The sequence below is a fragment of the Profundibacter sp. genome, from assembly GCF_056498605.1.
On record NZ_JBSMEZ010000016.1, the window covers coordinates 1 to 18811 of the forward strand.

Here is an 18811-nt window from a genome sequence, read left to right on the forward strand (position 1 = left end):
CGCATCTGGACAAAAATCATCCCCAAAGCTGCTGAACGCAGCACCTATATTTTGATGACATGCGTTGCCCTGATTTTGATCTTTGTGTTCTGGCAACCGCTCGCGACTCCAATATGGGATCTCAGTAATACGATTTTTGGAACAGCATTGACCGCGCTTTTTTGGGTCGGCTGGCTGGTCGTTTTGGCCTCAACCTTCATGATTGATCATTTTGACCTGTTTGGCCTAAAGCAAATCTACGCGAACCTTAATAAACGCCACGCAACACAGCCGGGGTTCATCAAAATTGGCCTGTATAGATTGGTGCGCCATCCCATTATGATGGGGTTTTTGATTGCCTTCTGGGCCGCGCCGACCATGACCGTGGGGCATCTTTTGTTCACATTGGTGACCACAGGTTACATCGTCATCGCTGTGCTACATCTCGAAGAAAAGGACCTGATTGCCCAGATTGGCGATGAATACCTCGCCTACCAGCGTGAGGTTCCTGCGTTTGTTCCCGGCTTCAGGCGGGGGTCGTAAAATGACACTGTATCTCAAACACCGAAGCCACATCCAATCCTTCACAGATGCGCAGCCGATCAACATTCTTGATCGACAGTTGCCGTTGCGCAAGCACTATCATTACGCGCCGGATGCAGCGTGGGTGCATGATCATGCACGGACGGTTGATGCTCAGGTTCCCGCAGATCACCCAATCCATGCGCATGTCGTGTGCGGCGAGGGCATCCCTTTGGATATCCCCGTATCCGTCCACAAAGCCGTTGGTGGCGAAAGCGACTTTCCATGCCCGGGCGAACTTCTGGCTGCTGCTTTGGCAAGCTGCCTTGATACGGCCATCCGCATGATTGCGAACCTCAAGGGGATTAAGCTGAGCCACCTCGAAGTGCAGGTTCGGTTTGGGGCCGACGTGCGTGGAACGTTGATGACAGGTGACAATGTGCCTGTCGGTTTTCAGACCGTGCACATGAAGGTCGATCTGAAAACCCAGTGTGGCCTTTCGGCGCCGCATCTGAACGCGCTGATCGACGCCGCAGAACGAAGCTGCGTCATTCTACAAACGCTACGCGCTCCGCCAACGGTGCAAATCGAACGAAGCTTAAGTGATATTGTTGATCCAGTGGCCTGTTAAAACCGTGGTTGGCAGTTTCCCAAAGCGGGCTTTGGAATTCAGTTGGTAAACGGCAGTAAAGTCCGCATTGCCGCCTATTCATTGCCCCCATCTTTTACGCCGCCAAATCCACCCAGACCGGCACATGATCCGACGGTTTCTCGCGGCCACGGATTTCGGCATCGATTTGGCAATCCGTCAATAGATCAGCGCATTGCGGGGTCATCAAGAAATGATCAATCCGGATGCCGTCGTTTTTGTTCCACGCCCCGGCCTGATAATCCCAGAAACTGTAGTGCTCGGGGCCGTGGATGCGGGCGCGAAACGCCTCGGTGAAACCGAGGTTCAGGATTTTACGATAGGCCGCACGGCTTTTGGGGCAAAACAGCGCGTCCTCGCGCCACACATCAGGGTGGGCGGCGTCTTCGGCCTGCGGGATGATGTTGTAATCACCGGCCATCAGGGCGGGTTCTTCGGCCAGCAGTAATTCTTGCGCGCGGGTATAAAGCCGCTGCATCCACGCCAGTTTATAGTCGTATTTCGGACCCGGGCAGGGGTTACCGTTGGGCAGATATAGCCCGCAAACCCGCACTGGCGTGTCGCCCATCACGGTGGCCTCGATCCAGCGGGCCTGCTCGTCCGTGTCATCACCGGGCAGGCCACGGCGCACATCCTCGAGCGGCAGTTTCGACAGGATCGCCACCCCGTTGAACGACTTTTGCCCGTGAACCTCGACAATATACCCCATGTCTTCGAATATTTCGCGCGGGAAACCCTCGTCTACGGTCTTGATTTCCTGCAACAGGGCCACATCCGGCTGACTTTCGCGCAACCAGTCAGGCAGCGCGTTAATCCGTGCCTTGATGCCGTTGATATTAAAGGTGGCGATTTTCATAGCGTGCTCCTGTTTACCCACCTGTTTAGCTGGGAATGTGGCCAAGGCTCAAGCCTACTTATGGTTAACAGATATCGAAACAATGCATGAAATTGTCAAAGGCTTTCCCTGATTTGGACACAATGACAGGTCAAATACTAACCTGTTCCTTTAGGTAAACCGATTGTTAAACGGAAATTTTATCGCAGGGGACGGGTAGTAACGCAACCAAACGAGATAGATTTAGAGATGGTAACATATACCGATCAGGCCCTAGGAGGCAATTTTGACCCCGGCGCACCGCCGGGCCTGCCCGCGACCGTGACGGTCATTTCAATCACCTTGGATGATGCGGACAATGACGGGTTTATCAGTGCGAATGGTTTGGATCAGGTCAATGGCAGCAATGTGAACCGCGTCTGGGTGAATGATACGGTCACCATTGACGGCACGACCTACACGGGCACCACATTTTATACGGACGACGGGTCACGTTATTTCACGCCCAATGACGGGTCTGTCCTGTTGCCGGGCACGGCCAGTGCAACGACTTTTGTCACCACAAGCACCCAGATGCCGGTCGGCAATCTGGGACCACCCTGTTTTACGGCGGGCACGATGATTGACACCCCCGATGGCGAAGTGCGGGTTGAGGATCTGGAAATCGGCGATCTGGTCACCACCAAAGATCATGGACCACAACCTGTTCGCTGGATTGGCACACGCAAGGTGGCAGGACGCGGTGAATTTGCCCCGATCCTGTTCAAGGCGGGCGCAATTGGCAACACGCGTGATCTGCGGGTTTCGCCGCAGCACCGGATGCTGTTACAGGACTGGCGGGCAGAACTGTTTTTCGGCGAAGACGAGGTGTTGTGCGCCGCCAACAAACTGTTGAATGACTGCACAATCCTGAAAGCCCCCTGCGATACGGTGGACTATATCCACCTGATGTTCGATGCCCACGAGGTGATTTATGCCCAAGGTGCCCCAAGCGAAAGCCTGCTGGTGGGCGAATACCTGTGTGGGGATGGCACGGCCCTGCTGTCGGAACTGCAAACCCTGTTTCCCGAAATTCAGCATGATCCAGCCAAATATACGGCGGCAAAACGGGTTGCGAAGACCTATGAAATGCAAGCGTTTGTGGCCTAGACCTGCTGCTTATTTCGGGGTCAGGAACAGCTCAATCCGCCGGTTGATCGCCAGATCAGCATCATTACTGCCACTGCGAACCGGTTGGTATTGGCCAAACCCGTTTGCCGCCAGATGGCTGGGCAATACATCGTGTTTGTTGATCAGATATTTCACCACCGCAAGGGCGCGTGCCTGACTTAACTGCCAGTTGTCGCGGAATGGCCCATTGCCTGTGAGCGGCTTGTTGTCGGTATGCCCGTCAACCCGTAGAACCCAACTGACATCCTCGGGGATGGTTTCACTGATCCGTTTCAGGATGGCGGCCATTTTGTTCAACTCGGCCTTGCCAGAGGCGCCCAGATCGGCGGCGCCGGACTGGAACAGCACTTCGGATGATAGGGCAAAGCGGTCGCTGGTCGGGTCTGCCGTCGCAGGCAGGCCGATTTCATCGCGCAAGGCATCAGCGAACAGGGAATTGACCTCGGCCAGCACCACGGCGCTGCGCAGGGCGCGTTTTTTGCGCAGCGCGCTCAACTCGGCCTGCGCCACATCGAACCGTTCCTGTGCCTTGATGATGTCATCAGCGGCCACCTCGGCACTTGCTTGCGCGGCTTTCAGGGTGGCACGGGCCTCGGTCATTTTGGTGCTGACAACGGCCTTCAGCGTGCGGCTCTCATCCAGATCGGTCAATGCGGCCACTTGTGCGATCTGCGCCGCCTCAAGCGCCTTTGCTGCGGCCTCGCGGTCTTGCACCAGCTGCGAATACAGTTTTTGCAGCCGCTTTTGCTCAACCAATGCATTGGCGGCGGCGGTTCTGGCCGCGTCACGTTCTGCTTCGCGTGCCGCCTCGATATCCGAGGCTTCGGCCAATTGGGATTCACCTGTGGCAAGCGCGGTTGCAGCGGCCTCGCGGGCGCGTTGCGCCCCGCTGACCTGTGTTCGCGTTTCGCTGAAGATGTTAAAGGTCAGACGCGCCAACAGGGACGGGTTTTCAGGCTCGCTCCCCTCGTTCTCGGCGATGATCTCGCCTGCCGCAGTTGCGGCGGCGACGGCGGCCTCGGATGCTTCCATCGCGGCAATCGCTGCATCGGTCGCTTTGGCCAGTTGATCTACGGTTTGCTCAATCTGTGCGGCGTCAGCTCTGGCACTGACCAGATTTGCTTCGGCCCGCGCTAGACGGCCATCATCAGCTTTTACCAGTAGCGTGGCCTCATCCAGATCGGCCTTCAGGGTCGAGGCGGCAAGTTCGGCTGCTTTACTTTCGGCGGTCGACAGATGTTCCTTGGCCGCAGCCAGGCTCTCGCTGCTTTTGGCGATTGCCTCGTTAGACTGGACCAGGTCCTGTTTTAGCGCCGTGATTAGTGCATTGGCTGTGTCGGTTTCATCCGCAGCGGCAGTTTGGGCGTTCTGGCTGATGCGCAAATTGCTACGGGCAAGGCTCCAGACATCGACCGCTTCGGAATAGACCAGCGGATCAATCGGCGCGAATTGCGCGTCGGGGGATGGCTCGTTCAGGTAATAGCGTGCAATCTGCGTGCCCCACATGCGGTGCACCAGAAAAGTCAGCCCTACAAGCACCAGCACCAGAAGCCCGATCCGGATCAGGCCCGAACTGCCAGATTTTTTGTGGGGATGCGGCGCTTGTTCGACTTCCGGCTCTGGTTCCAGCCCGTCGGAATAGCCATCTTCATCAGTCGTGGCAAAAACGTGCACTTCATAATCGTCTTCATCAGCGCTCATGACGGGCACCTTTGCTGGTGCAGCAAACCACTGGGCGAGTGCAACGAATCACCAGAAGAAATGAGTAGCCAAACCATCACTCGAATTACGCCTAAATTACCCACGCCTGCTTTCGGTTAATCCGACAGGCTATTTTTTGCTTATACCTGTTTTACGCATATTGACGGCTGAAACAAGGTATCTTGGGGGGCAAGTAGGGGATAATACTATAAATAGTGTGTCATAATAGTGCCGCTACGGCACCTACATCGAGAATGACGTGCCGCAACCACAGCTGCTGGTTGCGTTCGGGTTGTCGACAACAAAGCGTGCGCCGATCAATTCATCGGAAAAATCGATGATCGCGTTTGACAGGAACGGCAGCGATATTTCGTCGATCACCACCTTTTGGCCAGCGCCTTCCAGCACCAGATCACCCTCGGCAGGGTCCCCAAGTGTAATTTCATATTGAAAGCCGGAACAGCCGCCACCCTCGACGGCAACGCGCAAAACCTTCGCGTCACCATTCGCGTTGATTTCGGACAATCGGGCAAAGGCCCGTTCGGTGACTTTGGGGGGGAGGGTGATTTCCATGATGATCTGCCGTTTCTTTCCTGTTGCGTATGACATATAAGCACGATTGCACGAGGCGACAACAGGCAGGGATATGCTTGCAATATATGCGTCCGATCCAGCAAAGGCCCGGGGACGGCTGTTTGCCGAGGAGGAAAGCGCGTTTCGATCCTGTTTTCAACGGGATAGGGACCGGATCATTCATGCGTCGGCGTTTCGTCGACTGAAACACAAGACGCAAGTTTTTGTGGAGCACGAGGGCGATTATTTTCGCACCCGGCTGACCCATTCGATTGAAGTGGCCCAAGTGGCCCGCACGATAGCGGGCGCACTGGGCCTGAATGGCGAGCTGACCGAAGCGGTGGCGCTGGCCCATGATCTGGGGCATACGCCGTTTGGTCATACGGGCGAGGATGCGCTGGCTGAATGCATGGCACCTTATGGTGGATTTGATCATAACGCACAGGCGATCCGCATCGTCACCTCTCTGGAAAGGCATTACGCCGAATGGGACGGGCTGAACCTGACGTGGGAAACGCTGGAGGCATTGGCCAAACATAACGGGCCGGTGGTTGGCGTGCTGCCCTATGCGCTGGCGGAATATAACGCGCGCCACGATCTGGGGCTAGAGACCTATGCCAGTGCCGAGGCGCAGGTGGCGGCATTGTCAGATGATATTGCCTATAATAACCATGACTTACAGGACGGTCTTCGTGCAAATTTATTCACGGATGAGGATATAATTGCCCTGCCGATCATTGGTGACTGTTTCGCCGATGTCGACGCGCTCTATCCTGATCTGGGCAGCTATCGTCGACGTCACGAGGCCCTGCGTCGGGTGTTCGGGGTGATGGTCTCGGATGTGATCAGCGAAAGCCGGCGGTTGATCGCGGTACTTGACCCACAGCAGGTCGAGGATGTCCGCGCGGCGGGCGCCCCAGTGGTACAGTTTTCACCTGCGTTGTGGGCGGATTTGCAAGAAATCCGCAGCTTCCTGTTTGCCAGAATGTATCGCGCCCCGTCGGTGGTGGAGATGCGCGAGAAGGTGACGGGCGTGGTGCAGGAGTTGTTCCCGTTTTTCTTGGCCCATCCAGACCAATTGCCGCATCATTGGAAAAATGATGTGGATAGGGCGCAGGATAAGGTCGCCTTGGCGCGGTTGGTGGCGGATTATATTGCGGGAATGACCGACCGTTTTGCGCTTCAGGAACATGAGCGGTTGTTGGGCAGTTGAAAATTTTATGCCTGCGGCGCGGATATTTGTAGAACAAAAATGGGGAAGTGGCGCTTGATTGTTGACGTTGGGCTAGGCCATGTTAAACCCGCCTAAACCCTTAAGGACCGCCTGTTATGAACCTGTTTACCGATATCCGCGCGCTGGTGATTGAAAACCTGACTGCAATGCAGGCCGAGGGCATTTTGCCTGACGGTCTGGATTTTGCCAATGTCACGGTTGAGCCACCGCGCGATGCAGCACACGGGGACATGGCGACCAATGCGGCGATGGTGTTGGCCAAGCCCGCCAAAATGAAGCCGCGCGATATTGCCGATACTTTTGCGGTGCGGTTGGCGGCGGATGCGCGGATCACTGTGGCCGAAGTGGCGGGGCCGGGGTTTTTGAACCTGCGGCTGGCGGCGTGTATCTGGCAGGGTGTAATTGGCGGTGTGTTGGCGCAGGGTAATGATTTTGGCCGTTCCGACATGGGGCAGGGGCGTAAGGTCAATGTCGAGTTCGTTTCGGCCAACCCGACCGGCCCGCTGCATGTGGGCCATGCGCGGGGCGCTGTGTTTGGCGATGCGCTGGCGAGCCTGCTGGATTTTGCAGGGCATCAGGTGACGCGAGAATATTACGTCAATGATGGTGGCGCGCAGGTCGATGTGCTGGCGCGGTCTGCCTATGAACGGTATCGCGAGGCCAACGGGCTGGTGCCCGAGATCGCCGAGGGGCTGTATCCGGGCGATTATCTGGTGCCGATTGGTGCGGCGCTAAAGGAAAAATATGGCGACAGCCTGATTGATCAGCCTGAATCCGTTTGGCTGCAGGATTTGCGTGAATTTTCGACCCAAGAGATGATGGATATGATCCGCAAGGATCTGGCGTCCTTGGGCGTCAAGATGGATTTGTTCTATTCGGAAAAGTCGCTGTATGGATCAGGCAAGATCGAAAAAGCACTTGAAGACCTATCCTCTAAGGGATTGATCTACGAAGGAACTTTGCCACCACCCAAGGGCAAGGCGGATGACGATTGGGAACCCCGCATCCAGACTCTGTTCAAGTCAACCGAACATGGCGATGATGTGGACCGGCCGGTGAAAAAATCCGACGGGGGCTGGACCTATTTCGCGCCTGACATAGCCTATCACTATGACAAGATCGAGCGCGGCTTTGATGAGCTGATTGACGTTCTGGGCGCGGATCATGGTGGCTATGTCAAACGGATGAAGGCCGCCGTTTCGGCGCTGTCGGATGGCAAGGTGCCGCTGGACATCAAACTGTGCCAGCTGGTGCGTTTGTATAAGGATGGTCAGCCGTTCAAAATGTCCAAACGGGCGGGCAATTTTGTGACCCTGCGCGAGGTGGTTGATCTGGTCGGATCAGACGTGACCCGCTTCGTCATGCTGACACGCAAAAACGACGCGCCGCTGGATTTCGATTTTTCCAAGGTGCTGGAGCAATCCAAGGATAATCCGGTGTTCTATGTGCAATATGCCAACGCGCGGGTGCATTCGGTTTTGCGCAAAGCTGCGGACGCGGGCATGGCGGTGGACGATGCGACGCTGAAAACGGCGGACCTGTCAAAGCTGTCGCATGAGGCCGAGCTGGCGGTGGCTAAAAAGCTGGCCGAGTGGCCGCGCTTGATCGAGATTGCCGCCCGCACCAACGAGCCGCACCGGGTGGCGTTTTACCTGTATGAACTGGCGGGTGAATTCCATGCGTTGTGGAACCGTGGCAATGAATTGGCTGATCTTCGCTTCTTGCAAGAGGGCGATACCGCCACGTCACAAGCGAAAATCGCCCTCATTCGTGCAGTTTCCATTGTTATTTCGGCCGGACTTGGTATTCTAGGGGTGACCCCGGCTAAGGAAATGCGCTGACAACAAGCGCGCCTTTGGTGGTCATGAGGCAGATTAGAGTGACCAGCACCGAAATATGCGGGGCGGGCAGTGAGGCATAAAATGGCGGATGTTGAATACCGTGCTGCAGAAGACGCGCCACTGGACGGGGCGCAAACGCGCAGGGTTTCCAAACTTGTAAATACGGCAGGCGCGCTGATGTCTGTGGCCTTGATCATCGGGATCGGGGTCTGGGGATATCGGTTGCTGGTGCGTGATGTCACCGGCGTGCCGGTGGTGCGGGCAATTGACGGGCCGATGCGGGTTCAGCCGGATGACCCGGGCGGTATGCAAACCGCAAATCAGGGTCTGGCAGTGAACCGCGTGCAATCCGATGGATTGGCTGAACCTGTGCCGGAACAATTGACCTTGGCCCCCACAGGCGCTGGGGTTGGCGAAGATGACGTGGCCGGATTGCGCCGCCCGTCGCCGCGTGAGGACACCACATCAATGGCCGAGGCTGCTGATGCCGAGGTTGTGCTCAATGGAACCACCGAAATTACCGCCCCCGCATTACTGGAAGAAACCGCGCCGCCCCCCGCGTTGCCCACAGTTGTAGATGACGGCGAAGGGGTTGCTGTGGCATCGACAGAGCCAACAGCACCGCAACTCTCCGCAACAGATGCCGCGGTGGCCGAAGCCATGGCGATGGCCGCAACAATCGCGGCTGATACCGCCCCCCTGACCGAGGTCGAAGCCGTGAGTGCCACAGTTCCCGTTGCCGTCATTGCGGTCTCTGTTGCCGGTGTTTCACAGTCGCCGCGCCCATTGATGCGCCCGCAAGGATTAAACATAACCCCCGCCACCGCACCGGTTGAAGTGGCGGCGGCACAGACCGTATCGGCCCCCGTAACCGATGTGGATGCCACCACAATTTCGGCGGGCACCCGTTTGGCTCAGCTGGGAGCGTATGACAGTGCCGAGATCGCGCAAAAGGAATGGGACCGTTTGTATGGCCGGTTTACCGAATACATGGAAGGCAAGTCGCGGGTGATCCAGAAAGCGCAAAGCGGCGGACGCACGTTCTACCGTTTGCGGGCTATGGGCTTTGATGACCTGTCGGACGCACGCCGGTTCTGTTCTGCGTTATTGGCCGAGAAAGCCGCCTGTATCCCTGTAAAGGTGCGCTAATCATGCCAAATTTACTCGAATTCACCCGCCCCGGCGAACGCGTTATGCGCTGCCTCGCTGGGGCGGGTGAATTCTTGAATTCAATTGAATTGGACGCGCTCTAAATGGGGCACGGTCAGGGGGCTTGTATCTTTGGCTGCGCGGGCGAACGTCTGTTGCCTAAGGAAGCTGCGTTTTTTGCGCAAGCTAACCCGTGGGGCTTTATCTTGTTTGCCCGTAACATAGACACCCCCGATCAATTGCGCCGCCTGACGGATGATTTGCGCAGTGCTGTCGGGCGTGACGCTGTTGTGACCATCGATCAGGAAGGCGGGCGGGTTGAACGGATGGTGCAGCCGCATTGGCGCCACTGGTTGCCACCGCTGGATCAGGTCGCTGCAAATCCTGCGAATGCGCAACGCAGCATGTATATCCGCAGCCGCATCATTGCGGACGAGTTGCGCGGTGTTGGCATTGATAGCAATTGTTCGCCATGTGCCGATGTGGCGACGCCGCAAACTCATGCGGTTTTGCGCAATCGTTGCTATAGTGAAGATGCGGGTACCGTGGCATCTGTGGGCCGCGCGGTGGCCGATGGGCTGCTGGATGGCGGGGTTTTGCCGGTTCTAAAACACATCCCCGGTCATGGCCGTGCCATATTGGACAGCCATCTGGAACTGCCCCGTGTCAGCGCCAAACGCGCTGATCTGGATGCGATTGATTTTGCCGCAATGGCGGCGCTGGCGGACCTGCCGTTGGGCATGTCGGCGCATATTATCTATGAGGATATTGACCCGAGCGGGCCTGCAACGACCTCGCCCGTTATGACGCGTGTGATCCGGCAAGACATCGGATTTGGCGGGCTGTTGATGACGGATGATTTGTCGATGGAGGCGCTGGACGGTGATGTGACACAGCGCACAAGGGCGTCCATGAGGGGCGGTATGGACATGATCTTGCATTGCAATGGTGAACTGGACGAGATGGCGCAGGTCGCGACCGAAGCAGGAATGTTTAGTCAGGCGGCACAATCGCGGGCCGATGCCGCGTTAAATATGCGCAAATCGCCTGATTTTGTTGACATTTTGGCGTTAGAAGACGAACTTGCGGGCCTTATAGGCGGGCGCAATGATGACTGAGGTTGATTTCGAGGAAGATACGCCGCTTGCGGTAGAGGAGCGGCTGGTGGCCGAGGCCTTGATCATTGACGTCGATGGCTACGAGGGGCCGCTGGACTTGTTGCTGACCCTGTCGCGTACCCAGAAGGTGGATCTGCGCAAAATTTCGGTGCTGGCGTTGGCCGAGCAATATTTGAAATTCATCAATGAAGCCAAATCGTTACGTCTGGAACTTGCAGCAGATTATCTGGTAATGGCGGCTTGGCTGGCGTTTTTGAAATCGCGGCTATTGCTGCCGCCTGACCCGTCCGAGGAAGGCCCGTCAGGCGAAGAACTGGCCGCACATCTGGCGTTCCAGCTGGAACGGCTGCAAGCTATGCGCGACAGTGCCGCCAAATTGATGGCGCGTGACCAGATGGGGCGCGATTTTTTCGCCCGCGGCCTGCCCGAAGACGTGACCCGCATCCGCCGCGTGACCTATACCGCGACGCTGCTGGACCTGATGCAGGCCTATGCACGCACCCGCACCAAGGATGAATTCCGCCCCTTTGTGATGGATCGCGACGCGATCATGACGCTGGAGCAGGCGCTGGAGCGGATGCGCGGGCTGATCGGGTATGCCGGCGACTGGACGGTCCTGGAGAGCTATCTGCCGGACGGCTGGGAGTTGGATCCTGCCAAGCGGCGCAGTGCCACGGCAGCCAATTTTGCCGCATCATTGGAATTGGCCAAACTGGGCCAGATTGAAATTCGTCAGGGTGAAGCATTTACCCCGATCCAGATCCGCAAGAAGGCAGGCGATGATGGTTGAAGACATCGAGAATCCGGAAATTGAAGAGAGCCTGTTTGAAGCGCCGCCGATGGGCGAGCAAGAACGGATGGTCGAGGCGATCCTGTTTGCCACAGCCGAGCCTGTGACGGTCAAGGAAATGAACGACCGGATGCCGCATGGCTGTGACGGGGCCGAGGCGATTGTGCATTTGCGCAAGCGTTACGAGGGCCGCGGCGTGTCGGTGCAGCGGGTTGGCGATGCTTGGGCGATCCGCACAGCGCCCGATCTGGGGTTTTTGATGCAAAAAGAAACGGTTGAGACGCGCAAACTGTCGCGTGCCGCGATCGAGACTTTGGCGATTATCGCCTATCACCAACCGGTGACACGGGCCGAAATCGAGGAAATTCGTGGTGTTTCAGTCAGCCGTGGTACGGTGGATCAATTGCTGGAAATGGAATGGATTCGGTTTGGCCGCCGCAGGATGACACCGGGCCGGCCTGTGACGTTTGTGGTAACGCAAGGGTTTCTGGATCATTTCGGTCTGGAAAATGCCCGCGATCTGCCGGGGCTGAAGGAATTACGATCCGCCGGATTGCTGGAGAGCCGACCACCACCGGGTGCTATGCCGGGCATGCCTGATAGTGATGCCGAGGATGGCGATGCGGCGATTGGGCAAAGTGAAATGTTTGAGGAATAGGAGGATGTTATGAATATCAACCAGATCATCAACATGATCATGCGGATGTTTATGCGCAAAGCGGTAAACAAGGGCATTAATATGGCCGCGAATCGCGGCAAATCCCGAGAGGAAATGACTCCCGCCGAGCGCGAGCAGGCGCAAAAAGCCAAAGAGACCGCTAAAAAAGCCAAAGACATGGCGCGTTTGACGCGACGCATAGGGCGGTTTTAGCACATATTTTCTATGGCTGGTTCTTGCGGTGAGGCTAGATGCCTCCGGCGGGGATGTTTTTGCAAAAAAGAAGCCAAAATTTGAATTAAATTAGAGCTATACTGTCTTGAAATGTTTGGATAGTTTTAGACCCTGCCCTTGGTAGTTCGAGGCAAGGTCTGCGCCATAAAGGACCTCGGGCATAGAGGCCATGCGCTCGTAAACCAGACGGCCAACGATCTGGGCGTGTTCCAGCACAAAGGGTGCCTCGTGGCAACGCACCTCGAGCACCCCGCGCGAGCCTTTGCCACCTGCCGCATCGTGGCCAAAACCGGGGTCAAAGAAGCCTGCATAATGGACACGGAATTCGCCGACCATAGCAAGGTAGGGCGCCATTTCGGCGGCACAATCGGGCGGGATGTGAACGGCCTCGCGGCTGACCAGAATGTAGAATGCGCCGGGGTCAAGAATGATACGGGCGTCATCGGTGTGGATTGGCTCCCAGTATTCCATCGGATCATAGTAGCCGATCTTATCCAGATCAATCACGCCGGTATGGGGTTTGGCGCGGTAGCCGACCAGGTTGCCGTTGTCGGGTTTCAGATCGACCGAAAACCCGAGGCCCGCGTCGATATGGGCTTCGCCATCGACCAGCGCGTGTTTTTTGTGGCGGGCCAGCAGCTCAACATCTGTCAGCACCGCTTGTCCGGTGCGAAACCGGATCTGGTTCAGGCGCATCCCGGGCCGCACCAGCACCGAAAACGAGCGCGGGCAGATTTCGGCATAGAGCGGTCCGGTATATCCCGGCGGAATGCGGTCAAATTCGACACCGTAATCGGTAACGGTGCGGGTCAGCAGGTCAAGGCGTCCGGTTGAGGATTTGGCGTTGGCCACGGCCTGAATCCCATCAGGCAGCGCCAAGCCTTCCATCAGGGGAACGAGATAAACGGCGCCTTTTTCCAGCACGGCACCATCTGTCAGATCAATACGGTGCATTTCAAATTCATGCAGGCGCTCGGCAACGGTGGCCGCAGCACCGGTTAGAAACGAGGCGCGAACACGGTAAGCCGTGGTGCCAAGGCGCATGTCCAGCGATGCGGGCTGTATTTGTTCAGGGATAATCGCGGGATCAGCGGTGATGTGGTCTGCTGCAATCATATCGCGCAGGGCGTGGTCGGGTAGAACGCCAGTTCCGTGTTTTGTCATCTTTATGCCCCTAAAACGATCAACCCGCCCGTCACCGAATGGGTGCGGGCGGGTTTGATATTGGTCGGGCTAGCAGGACTCGAACCTGCGACCTTCCGTCCCCCAGACGGACGCGCTACCAGGCTGCGCCATAGCCCGAACTCAGGCTCTACATAATGAGTTTGCGGACCAAAGCAAGCGTGAAAACCCATATCGGTGGCTTAACCTTGTTGCTTTGGGTCAATGTCGGATTTCATCCGGTCATGCAGGGCGGTGAGGCGACTATAGATTGACGTAAGGGAATCGGTTTCGCTGTCTGGGCCAGCATCAGATTTGCTATCTGCTTTTAGTTCTGCATTGGCTTTACCGAGGGTATCTGCCTTAGTAACTATTGCGGGTGTATCGGGCTTTTGTGCCGGAGTAGCAACGTTGTCAGGCTGTGGTTTTTCGGCAGTTTTGGCTGGGACATCTGTTTCGGGGGGGGCTGCGGGGATATCGGTTTTGACCACCGCAGGTTTTTCTGCCTCTACGACCTTCAGCGGTGGTGTTGTTGGGGGGGGCTTTTTCGGCGCGGTTGCTGGTTTTTCCGCTTTGGCATCCACAACATCACCATCATCAAGGCCATCAACTGGTTGCGACAGGGCCGAAACCTTTTTGACCCCGTCCGTGCGCAGCATTTTTTGAGCGCCCTTAATGGTCATCCCGTCTTCGTGAAGCAGTTTTTTGATGCCGCCCAGCAGCAGCATATCGGCAGGGCGGTAATAGCGCCGCCCACCAGCGCGTTTGACCGGTTTTACCTGACTAAACCGGCTCTCCCAAAAGCGCAGCACATGCGCGGGGGTATCAAGCCAGTCGGCGACTTCACTGATGGTTCTAAAGGCGTCGGGTGATTTGGCCACCGCGCCCCCCTTAACGTTTGTTGCCGGAAGCGACCCGGTCTTTCATCAGGTGCGACGGGCGGAACGTAAGGACCCGACGCGGATGGATCGGAACCTCTTGGCCGGTTTTGGGGTTGCGCCCGATGCGGGCGGCCTTGTCGCGCACACCAAAGGTGCCGAAGGACGAGATTTTAACAGACTGGCCTTTGACCAATGCGTCGGACATATGGCCCAGAACGCTTTCGACCAGTTGGGCCGATTCATTGCGGCTCAGGCCAACTTCGCGAAACACCGCTTCGCTTAAATCCATTCGTGTTAATGTCTTTTCACTCATATTGTCCCCCATGTCGCAATGATGCGATTTGTACAACCATAGCGGCCTGTGAATTTCCGAGTCAATATCAATGGCTTGGAAGCAGGCGTTAAACGCGCAATTTCCGCCGAATACCGCTAAATCACCACCGTATTACCACTGATCCCCATGCCAGACCGCCGCCAATCGCTTCGGTGACCAGTAAATCACCCTGTTTTATCTGTCCGCGCGCCTTGCCAACCGACAAAGCGAGGGGAATCGATGCGGCAGAGGTGTTGCCATGATCCTGGACCGTCAAAATCACGCGATCCATCGGGATGCCCATCTTTTTGGCGGTGCCCTTGATGATGCGGATGTTGGCCTGATGCGGCACGATCCAGTCAACATCGCTATCCTCAAGCCCCGCTTTATGCAGGGCCACCTCGGCAGTTTGGGTCAATTTTTCAACGGCTTGGCGGAATAGGGCGTTGCCTTGCATCCGCAGATAGCCGGATGTTTGCGTGGTGGACACGCCACCGTCGACATAAAGCATATCCTTGTAACGCCCGTCCGAATTCAGGTCTGTGGCCAGAATTCCGCGGTCCGCATTGGTGCCATTACCATTCTGTGCCTCAAGAACCAGTGCACCGGCCCCGTCGCCGAACAAAACGCACGTTGCGCGATCAGACCAGTCCATAATCCGGCTGAAGGTTTCAGCGCCGATCACCAGCACGCGTTTGGCCTGACCCGACACAATCAGCGCGTTGGCATTGGCCAATGCGAAAACGAAACCGGCACAAACCGCCTGCACGTCAAAAGCAAAGCCGCGCGTCATGCCTATTTCGGCCTGAACCATGGTGGCAACGGACGGAAATGTATGATCTGGCGTTGAGGTGGCCAGAACGATCGCGTCAATATCACCGGCTATAAGCCCCGCGTCTTTTAGCGCCGCATGGGCGGCGGCCACAGCCATTTGTGATGTGGTTTCACCTTCGGCTGCGAAATGGCGCCGCTCAATCCCTGAACGGGTGCGAATCCATTCATCTGTAGTATCCAGCGTTTTTTCAAATTCGCTGTTAGGGACGATGCGTTCGGGCAGGTAGTGTCCGACGCCAATTGCCACGGCGCGTAGTGTCATTAGGGTGCCTGCTTATTCTTCTGTTATATCGGTATCTTGGCGGGCCGAGGACGCAGATGCAACCCGTGCCGCCAGTTTATGCGAGAAATCTGATTGTGACAGGGTGATGGCCAACTGGATCGCCGCAGCGATGCCGGTTTCATCCGCTGATCCGTGTGATTTGATCACTGTGCCGTTCAGCCCCAAAAACACGCCGCCATTTACGCGACGCGGATCAATCCGTCTTTTCAAGCGCTTAAGTGAGGTCAGCGCCAGTAGTGATGCGATGCGGGCAAACGGGGTGGCCTTGAAGGCCTGGCGCAGGAATTCACTGATCAGACTGGCGGTGCCTTCGCCGGTTTTTAGCGCCACATTGCCGGTGAACCCGTCAGTGACGATCACATCAACGCGATCCGAGGGAATATCGCCGCCTTCAACAAAGCCGATAAATTCAAAGTTGCCAAGGTTGGCGGCGTCCGCAATCAATTCATGCGCCACCTTTAGTTCGGCGCGCCCCTTGTGTTCTTCGGTGCCGACATTCAGCAGGCCAACGCGCGGATGTTTAATGCCCATGCCATTGCGGGCATAGGACGCCCCCATCAGTGCATATTGCAGTAAATCTTCCTGATCGGCGCGAATGTCAGCGCCTACATCCAGCATAATGTTGAACCCGCCCATGTTACGTGAAGGCCAGAGGCAGGCGATGGCGGGGCGGTTGATGCTGGGCAGTTTGCGCAGGCGGATCATCGAGACCGCCATCAATGCGCCGGTGTTGCCACAGGATACACAGACCGACGCATCACCGGATTTCACCGCATCCACTGCCGACCACATTGATGTGGCTTTGCCATAGCGCATCACATGGCTGGGTTTGGCATCCATGGTGACGACTTCGTCTGTGTGGCGAATTTCGCATCGGTCCGCCAGATCGCGGTTTTTAGCAAACAGGGCTTCCAATGTCGGTTTGTCACCGCTGACAATAAACCCGATATCCGGATTTCCGCGTGCGGAACGGGAAATGCCGGCAACAACAGCTGCCGGCCCCAGATCGCCGCCCATGGCGTCAATAGATATAATGGTGCGTGTTGCACCCAGAGAAGTCGGGGTATTTGTGTCCGATGTCATGCCCTAGGTGCCAAAGTCGCGCTAGGCTGCGTCTTCGTCGTCGAAATCGGCCTCGTCCACCATCGCAACGACTTCGCGCTCGGCGTAGTGGCCACAGTCGGAACAGACGTGGTGTGGGCGTTTTAGTTCACCACAGTTCGGGCATTCGGCAGGATTGCCAGCAACCAGTGCATCGTGTGAACGACGCTCACCGCGGCGTGACCGCGAAATCTTACTCTTAGGAACAGCCATGTCACAACCTCGGGCTAATAGGGGCAATTACCCCTGCGTTTCATATCTTTTATGTCTCATACGCCAACAGGGGCTGTATTCCAACCCGTCATTTGTGCGAGCGCGGAACATACTGGGATTTCGGGCTGGCGCAAGTGTTTTCTTGGACACAGGGTTTAGCGGCGGTATCGCCTGTATTTATTCGTCTTTTTCCAGCTTGTCGCGCAGGGCCGAAAGCCCCGCAAAGGGGCGTGCGGCCTCGTCACTCATCGGGGTTTTTCCGGCCTCGGTGAATATGCTGGTTTCAAGGTTTGCACCCTCGGCCTTGGGATAAAGCGGCAGCGCCAGTAATAGCGCTTCGGTCATTATGGCGGCCAGATCAATATGCGTGCCCAATGGTTCGCTGTTATCATCTGGCGAAATCTCGATTTCTTCGTCCGGATCAACCAGTTCCGCGACCGCGGCCACAAACTGGCGCGATACTGCAACATCAATGCGGGTGGTGACCGGCACCAGCGTTACCACGCAAGCCTGCACTACGGTCGCGCCCAAATCACCTGTCAGAGTCCAGTCGGCATCACCTGTGGCGACGATGGAGCCGGTAAATCGCAGTTTTCGCAGCCCGAGCAGATCCAGATCATGGGCAATTGCATCGCGTTTGGAGGGCGATGGCTGTATCTCGAACGGGGTTGGCTTTTGTGTATCCAGCCCCGTAACAAGTAGCTTTTGTGATTTTTGTGTCTTGTCGGTCATTTGCTATGTGTTTTCCATTCTTGAACAGCGGCCAATCCTTCTATAAGTCGGATGCACGGTCCGGATTACGGGGTGATCAGGGCTAAGGCAAGGGGCGGAGCAAAAGGCTGGGTATGTCAAAACTGTTACGACACATAAGATCGGGCGCGTTTGGGATGCTTATTCTGATCGTTGGTGCATGTTCCGCAACCTATCAAAATCACGGCTATGTTCCGACCGATACGGATTTGGAAGAGATCATCGTCGGCATAGACAGCCGCGATTCCGTGGCCGAAACTGTCGGCCGCCCAACATCTTTTGGCGTGCTCGAGGGGGGAAATTGGTATTACACCCAAAGCCGCTGGCGCAACTATGCCTATAAAGCCCCGCAAATCATTGACCGTCAGGTGTTGGCCATTTCGTTTACAGACGATGGAATTGTTGAAAACATCGAACGCTTTACGCTGGAAGATGGCCGCGTTGTGCCGTTGTCGCGGCGTGTGACGGACAGCAACATCAAAGGCATTACGTTCCTTCGTCAACTCCTAGGTAATTTGGGCAACCTCCGCGCTGGTGATTTCCTCGATAACTAGACGCAGTGAAATTTGCTTGTAGTATCTGTATTACGCAATTGTTTACAATTGGTTATGCGATGTGCCTTGTGTGAACTCACAGCTTGCATGCGGTCAATGAGGCGATTGTTGATCGTAACTTGCGTGGCTTAAACGAATCTTCACTCCTGCACGCAATATTGTGCGCAAATGGATTGGTTTACGGCACTGCCTGTAATCCTGTCCCGTGCCTTGGCTGTGGAGAACTGGATAATGTCGTTTCTGAATAATATGAAAATTGCTGTAAAAC

21 protein-coding genes and 1 tRNA gene are annotated in these 18811 nt (G+C 56.3%); 11 read left to right on the forward strand and 11 right to left on the reverse strand.

Features of this window, described 5'->3' with window-relative positions:
- Positions 1 to 522, forward strand: a 522-nt coding sequence (locus ACWB12_RS01500; RefSeq protein ID WP_479528287.1) for a methyltransferase family protein, incomplete at its 5' end; no start/stop codon positions are given.
- A 1-nt stretch (position 523) separates the two neighbouring features.
- On the forward strand, positions 524 to 1132 hold the full coding sequence (locus ACWB12_RS01505) for an OsmC family protein (protein ID WP_479528288.1): 609 nt from the start codon (positions 524 to 526) through the stop codon (positions 1130 to 1132).
- A gap of 94 nt (positions 1133 to 1226) precedes the next feature.
- Here ACWB12_RS01505 and xth read toward each other — a convergent pair whose 3' ends face one another.
- Complete coding sequence (xth, locus tag ACWB12_RS01510; RefSeq protein WP_479528289.1) at positions 1227 to 2006, reverse strand: exodeoxyribonuclease III; 780 nt, start codon at positions 2004 to 2006, stop codon at positions 1227 to 1229.
- A 228-nt stretch (positions 2007 to 2234) separates the two neighbouring features.
- Here xth and ACWB12_RS01515 point away from each other — a divergent pair, with 228 nt between their 5' ends.
- Complete coding sequence (locus ACWB12_RS01515) at positions 2235 to 3134, forward strand: Hint domain-containing protein (protein ID WP_479528290.1); 900 nt, start codon at positions 2235 to 2237, stop codon at positions 3132 to 3134.
- Positions 3135 to 3143: 9 nt separating this feature from the next.
- Here the strand turns inward: ACWB12_RS01515 and ACWB12_RS01520 are convergent, their stop codons facing one another.
- Positions 3144 to 4856 carry an OmpA family protein gene (locus ACWB12_RS01520; protein ID WP_479528291.1) on the reverse strand — a complete coding sequence of 571 codons (1713 nt, stop codon included), beginning with the start codon at positions 4854 to 4856 and terminating at the stop codon, positions 3144 to 3146.
- A gap of 243 nt (positions 4857 to 5099) precedes the next feature.
- On the reverse strand, positions 5100 to 5423 hold the full coding sequence (locus tag ACWB12_RS01525; RefSeq protein ID WP_479528305.1) for a HesB/IscA family protein: 324 nt from the start codon (positions 5421 to 5423) through the stop codon (positions 5100 to 5102).
- Between the two features lie 79 nt (positions 5424 to 5502).
- On the opposite strand from ACWB12_RS01525, the gene ACWB12_RS01530 reads away from it, so the two are divergent.
- The 7 genes from ACWB12_RS01530 (at position 5503) to ACWB12_RS01560 (ending at position 12432) form a co-directional block, all read left to right on the forward strand.
- Positions 5503 to 6642, forward strand: a complete 1140-nt coding sequence (locus ACWB12_RS01530; protein WP_479528292.1) for a deoxyguanosinetriphosphate triphosphohydrolase — start codon at positions 5503 to 5505, stop codon at positions 6640 to 6642.
- Between the two features lie 116 nt (positions 6643 to 6758).
- A complete protein-coding gene (gene argS, locus ACWB12_RS01535; protein ID WP_479528293.1) occupies positions 6759 to 8504 on the forward strand; it encodes an arginine--tRNA ligase in 1746 nt (581 codons plus the stop codon).
- An 81-nt stretch (positions 8505 to 8585) separates the two neighbouring features.
- Entirely contained in the window at positions 8586 to 9653 is a 1068-nt protein-coding gene (locus ACWB12_RS01540) for an SPOR domain-containing protein (RefSeq protein WP_479528294.1), read from the forward strand.
- 104 nt (positions 9654 to 9757) lie between these two features.
- Complete coding sequence (locus tag ACWB12_RS01545) at positions 9758 to 10771, forward strand: glycoside hydrolase family 3 N-terminal domain-containing protein (RefSeq protein WP_479528295.1); 1014 nt, start codon at positions 9758 to 9760, stop codon at positions 10769 to 10771.
- On the forward strand, positions 10764 to 11561 hold the full coding sequence (locus tag ACWB12_RS01550; protein WP_479528306.1) for a segregation and condensation protein A: 798 nt from the start codon (positions 10764 to 10766) through the stop codon (positions 11559 to 11561). Before ACWB12_RS01545 ends, ACWB12_RS01550 begins: the two co-directional genes overlap by 8 nt.
- The gene (scpB, locus tag ACWB12_RS01555; protein WP_479528307.1) at positions 11554 to 12219 is read left to right on the forward strand and encodes an SMC-Scp complex subunit ScpB; all 666 of its coding nucleotides are present in this window, start codon (positions 11554 to 11556) and stop codon (positions 12217 to 12219) included. The genes ACWB12_RS01550 and scpB overlap by 8 nt, the downstream gene beginning before the upstream one ends.
- Before the next feature lie 9 nt (positions 12220 to 12228).
- On the forward strand, positions 12229 to 12432 hold the full coding sequence (locus ACWB12_RS01560) for a hypothetical protein (RefSeq protein WP_479528296.1): 204 nt from the start codon (positions 12229 to 12231) through the stop codon (positions 12430 to 12432).
- A gap of 96 nt (positions 12433 to 12528) precedes the next feature.
- Here ACWB12_RS01560 and ACWB12_RS01565 read toward each other — a convergent pair whose 3' ends face one another.
- The 8 genes from ACWB12_RS01565 to ACWB12_RS01600 form a co-directional block, all read right to left on the reverse strand.
- Positions 12529 to 13617, reverse strand: coding sequence for a 2'-deoxycytidine 5'-triphosphate deaminase (locus ACWB12_RS01565; RefSeq protein WP_479528297.1), 1089 nt, complete (start codon positions 13615 to 13617; stop codon positions 12529 to 12531).
- Between the two features lie 61 nt (positions 13618 to 13678).
- Positions 13679 to 13755, reverse strand: a tRNA-Pro gene (locus ACWB12_RS01570).
- Positions 13756 to 13817: 62 nt separating this feature from the next.
- Positions 13818 to 14495, reverse strand: coding sequence for a MerR family transcriptional regulator (locus ACWB12_RS01575; protein ID WP_479528298.1), 678 nt, complete (start codon positions 14493 to 14495; stop codon positions 13818 to 13820).
- A 10-nt stretch (positions 14496 to 14505) separates the two neighbouring features.
- Complete coding sequence (gene ihfA, locus ACWB12_RS01580) at positions 14506 to 14808, reverse strand: integration host factor subunit alpha (protein WP_479528299.1); 303 nt, start codon at positions 14806 to 14808, stop codon at positions 14506 to 14508.
- 121 nt (positions 14809 to 14929) lie between these two features.
- Positions 14930 to 15904, reverse strand: a complete 975-nt coding sequence (locus tag ACWB12_RS01585) for a beta-ketoacyl-ACP synthase III (RefSeq protein WP_479528300.1) — start codon at positions 15902 to 15904, stop codon at positions 14930 to 14932.
- 12 nt (positions 15905 to 15916) lie between these two features.
- Complete coding sequence (gene plsX, locus ACWB12_RS01590; protein WP_479528301.1) at positions 15917 to 17008, reverse strand: phosphate acyltransferase PlsX; 1092 nt, start codon at positions 17006 to 17008, stop codon at positions 15917 to 15919.
- A gap of 21 nt (positions 17009 to 17029) precedes the next feature.
- Complete coding sequence (gene rpmF, locus ACWB12_RS01595; protein ID WP_479528302.1) at positions 17030 to 17239, reverse strand: 50S ribosomal protein L32; 210 nt, start codon at positions 17237 to 17239, stop codon at positions 17030 to 17032.
- Between the two features lie 177 nt (positions 17240 to 17416).
- Positions 17417 to 17971, reverse strand: a complete 555-nt coding sequence (locus tag ACWB12_RS01600) for a YceD family protein (protein WP_479528303.1) — start codon at positions 17969 to 17971, stop codon at positions 17417 to 17419.
- 155 nt (positions 17972 to 18126) lie between these two features.
- Between ACWB12_RS01600 and ACWB12_RS01605 the strand changes: the two genes are divergently transcribed.
- Positions 18127 to 18543: an outer membrane protein assembly factor BamE gene (locus ACWB12_RS01605; protein WP_479528304.1), complete on the forward strand. Its 417-nt coding sequence runs from the start codon at positions 18127 to 18129 to the stop codon at positions 18541 to 18543.
- The last annotated feature ends 268 nt before the right edge of the window (positions 18544 to 18811 follow it).

Coding starts and splice junctions, on each gene's coding strand:
- ACWB12_RS01505 (WP_479528288.1), top strand. CDS start 524: ATGACACTGTATCTCAAACACCGAAGCCACATCCAATCCTTCACAGAT.
- ACWB12_RS01545 (WP_479528295.1), top strand. CDS start 9,758: ATGGGGCACGGTCAGGGGGCTTGTATCTTTGGCTGCGCGGGCGAACGT.
- ihfA (WP_479528299.1), bottom strand. CDS start 14,808: ATGAGTGAAAAGACATTAACACGAATGGATTTAAGCGAAGCGGTGTTT.
- ACWB12_RS01530 (WP_479528292.1), top strand. CDS start 5,503: ATGCTTGCAATATATGCGTCCGATCCAGCAAAGGCCCGGGGACGGCTG.
- ACWB12_RS01605 (WP_479528304.1), top strand. CDS start 18,127: ATGCTTATTCTGATCGTTGGTGCATGTTCCGCAACCTATCAAAATCAC.
- ACWB12_RS01585 (WP_479528300.1), bottom strand. CDS start 15,904: ATGACACTACGCGCCGTGGCAATTGGCGTCGGACACTACCTGCCCGAA.
- plsX (WP_479528301.1), bottom strand. CDS start 17,008: ATGACATCGGACACAAATACCCCGACTTCTCTGGGTGCAACACGCACC.
- ACWB12_RS01565 (WP_479528297.1), bottom strand. CDS start 13,617: ATGACAAAACACGGAACTGGCGTTCTACCCGACCACGCCCTGCGCGAT.
- xth (WP_479528289.1), bottom strand. CDS start 2,006: ATGAAAATCGCCACCTTTAATATCAACGGCATCAAGGCACGGATTAAC.
- ACWB12_RS01550 (WP_479528306.1), top strand. CDS start 10,764: ATGACTGAGGTTGATTTCGAGGAAGATACGCCGCTTGCGGTAGAGGAG.
- ACWB12_RS01520 (WP_479528291.1), bottom strand. CDS start 4,856: ATGAGCGCTGATGAAGACGATTATGAAGTGCACGTTTTTGCCACGACT.
- rpmF (WP_479528302.1), bottom strand. CDS start 17,239: ATGGCTGTTCCTAAGAGTAAGATTTCGCGGTCACGCCGCGGTGAGCGT.
- ACWB12_RS01600 (WP_479528303.1), bottom strand. CDS start 17,971: ATGACCGACAAGACACAAAAATCACAAAAGCTACTTGTTACGGGGCTG.
- ACWB12_RS01515 (WP_479528290.1), top strand. CDS start 2,235: ATGGTAACATATACCGATCAGGCCCTAGGAGGCAATTTTGACCCCGGC.
- scpB (WP_479528307.1), top strand. CDS start 11,554: ATGGTTGAAGACATCGAGAATCCGGAAATTGAAGAGAGCCTGTTTGAA.
- ACWB12_RS01540 (WP_479528294.1), top strand. CDS start 8,586: ATGGCGGATGTTGAATACCGTGCTGCAGAAGACGCGCCACTGGACGGG.
- argS (WP_479528293.1), top strand. CDS start 6,759: ATGAACCTGTTTACCGATATCCGCGCGCTGGTGATTGAAAACCTGACT.
- ACWB12_RS01560 (WP_479528296.1), top strand. CDS start 12,229: ATGAATATCAACCAGATCATCAACATGATCATGCGGATGTTTATGCGC.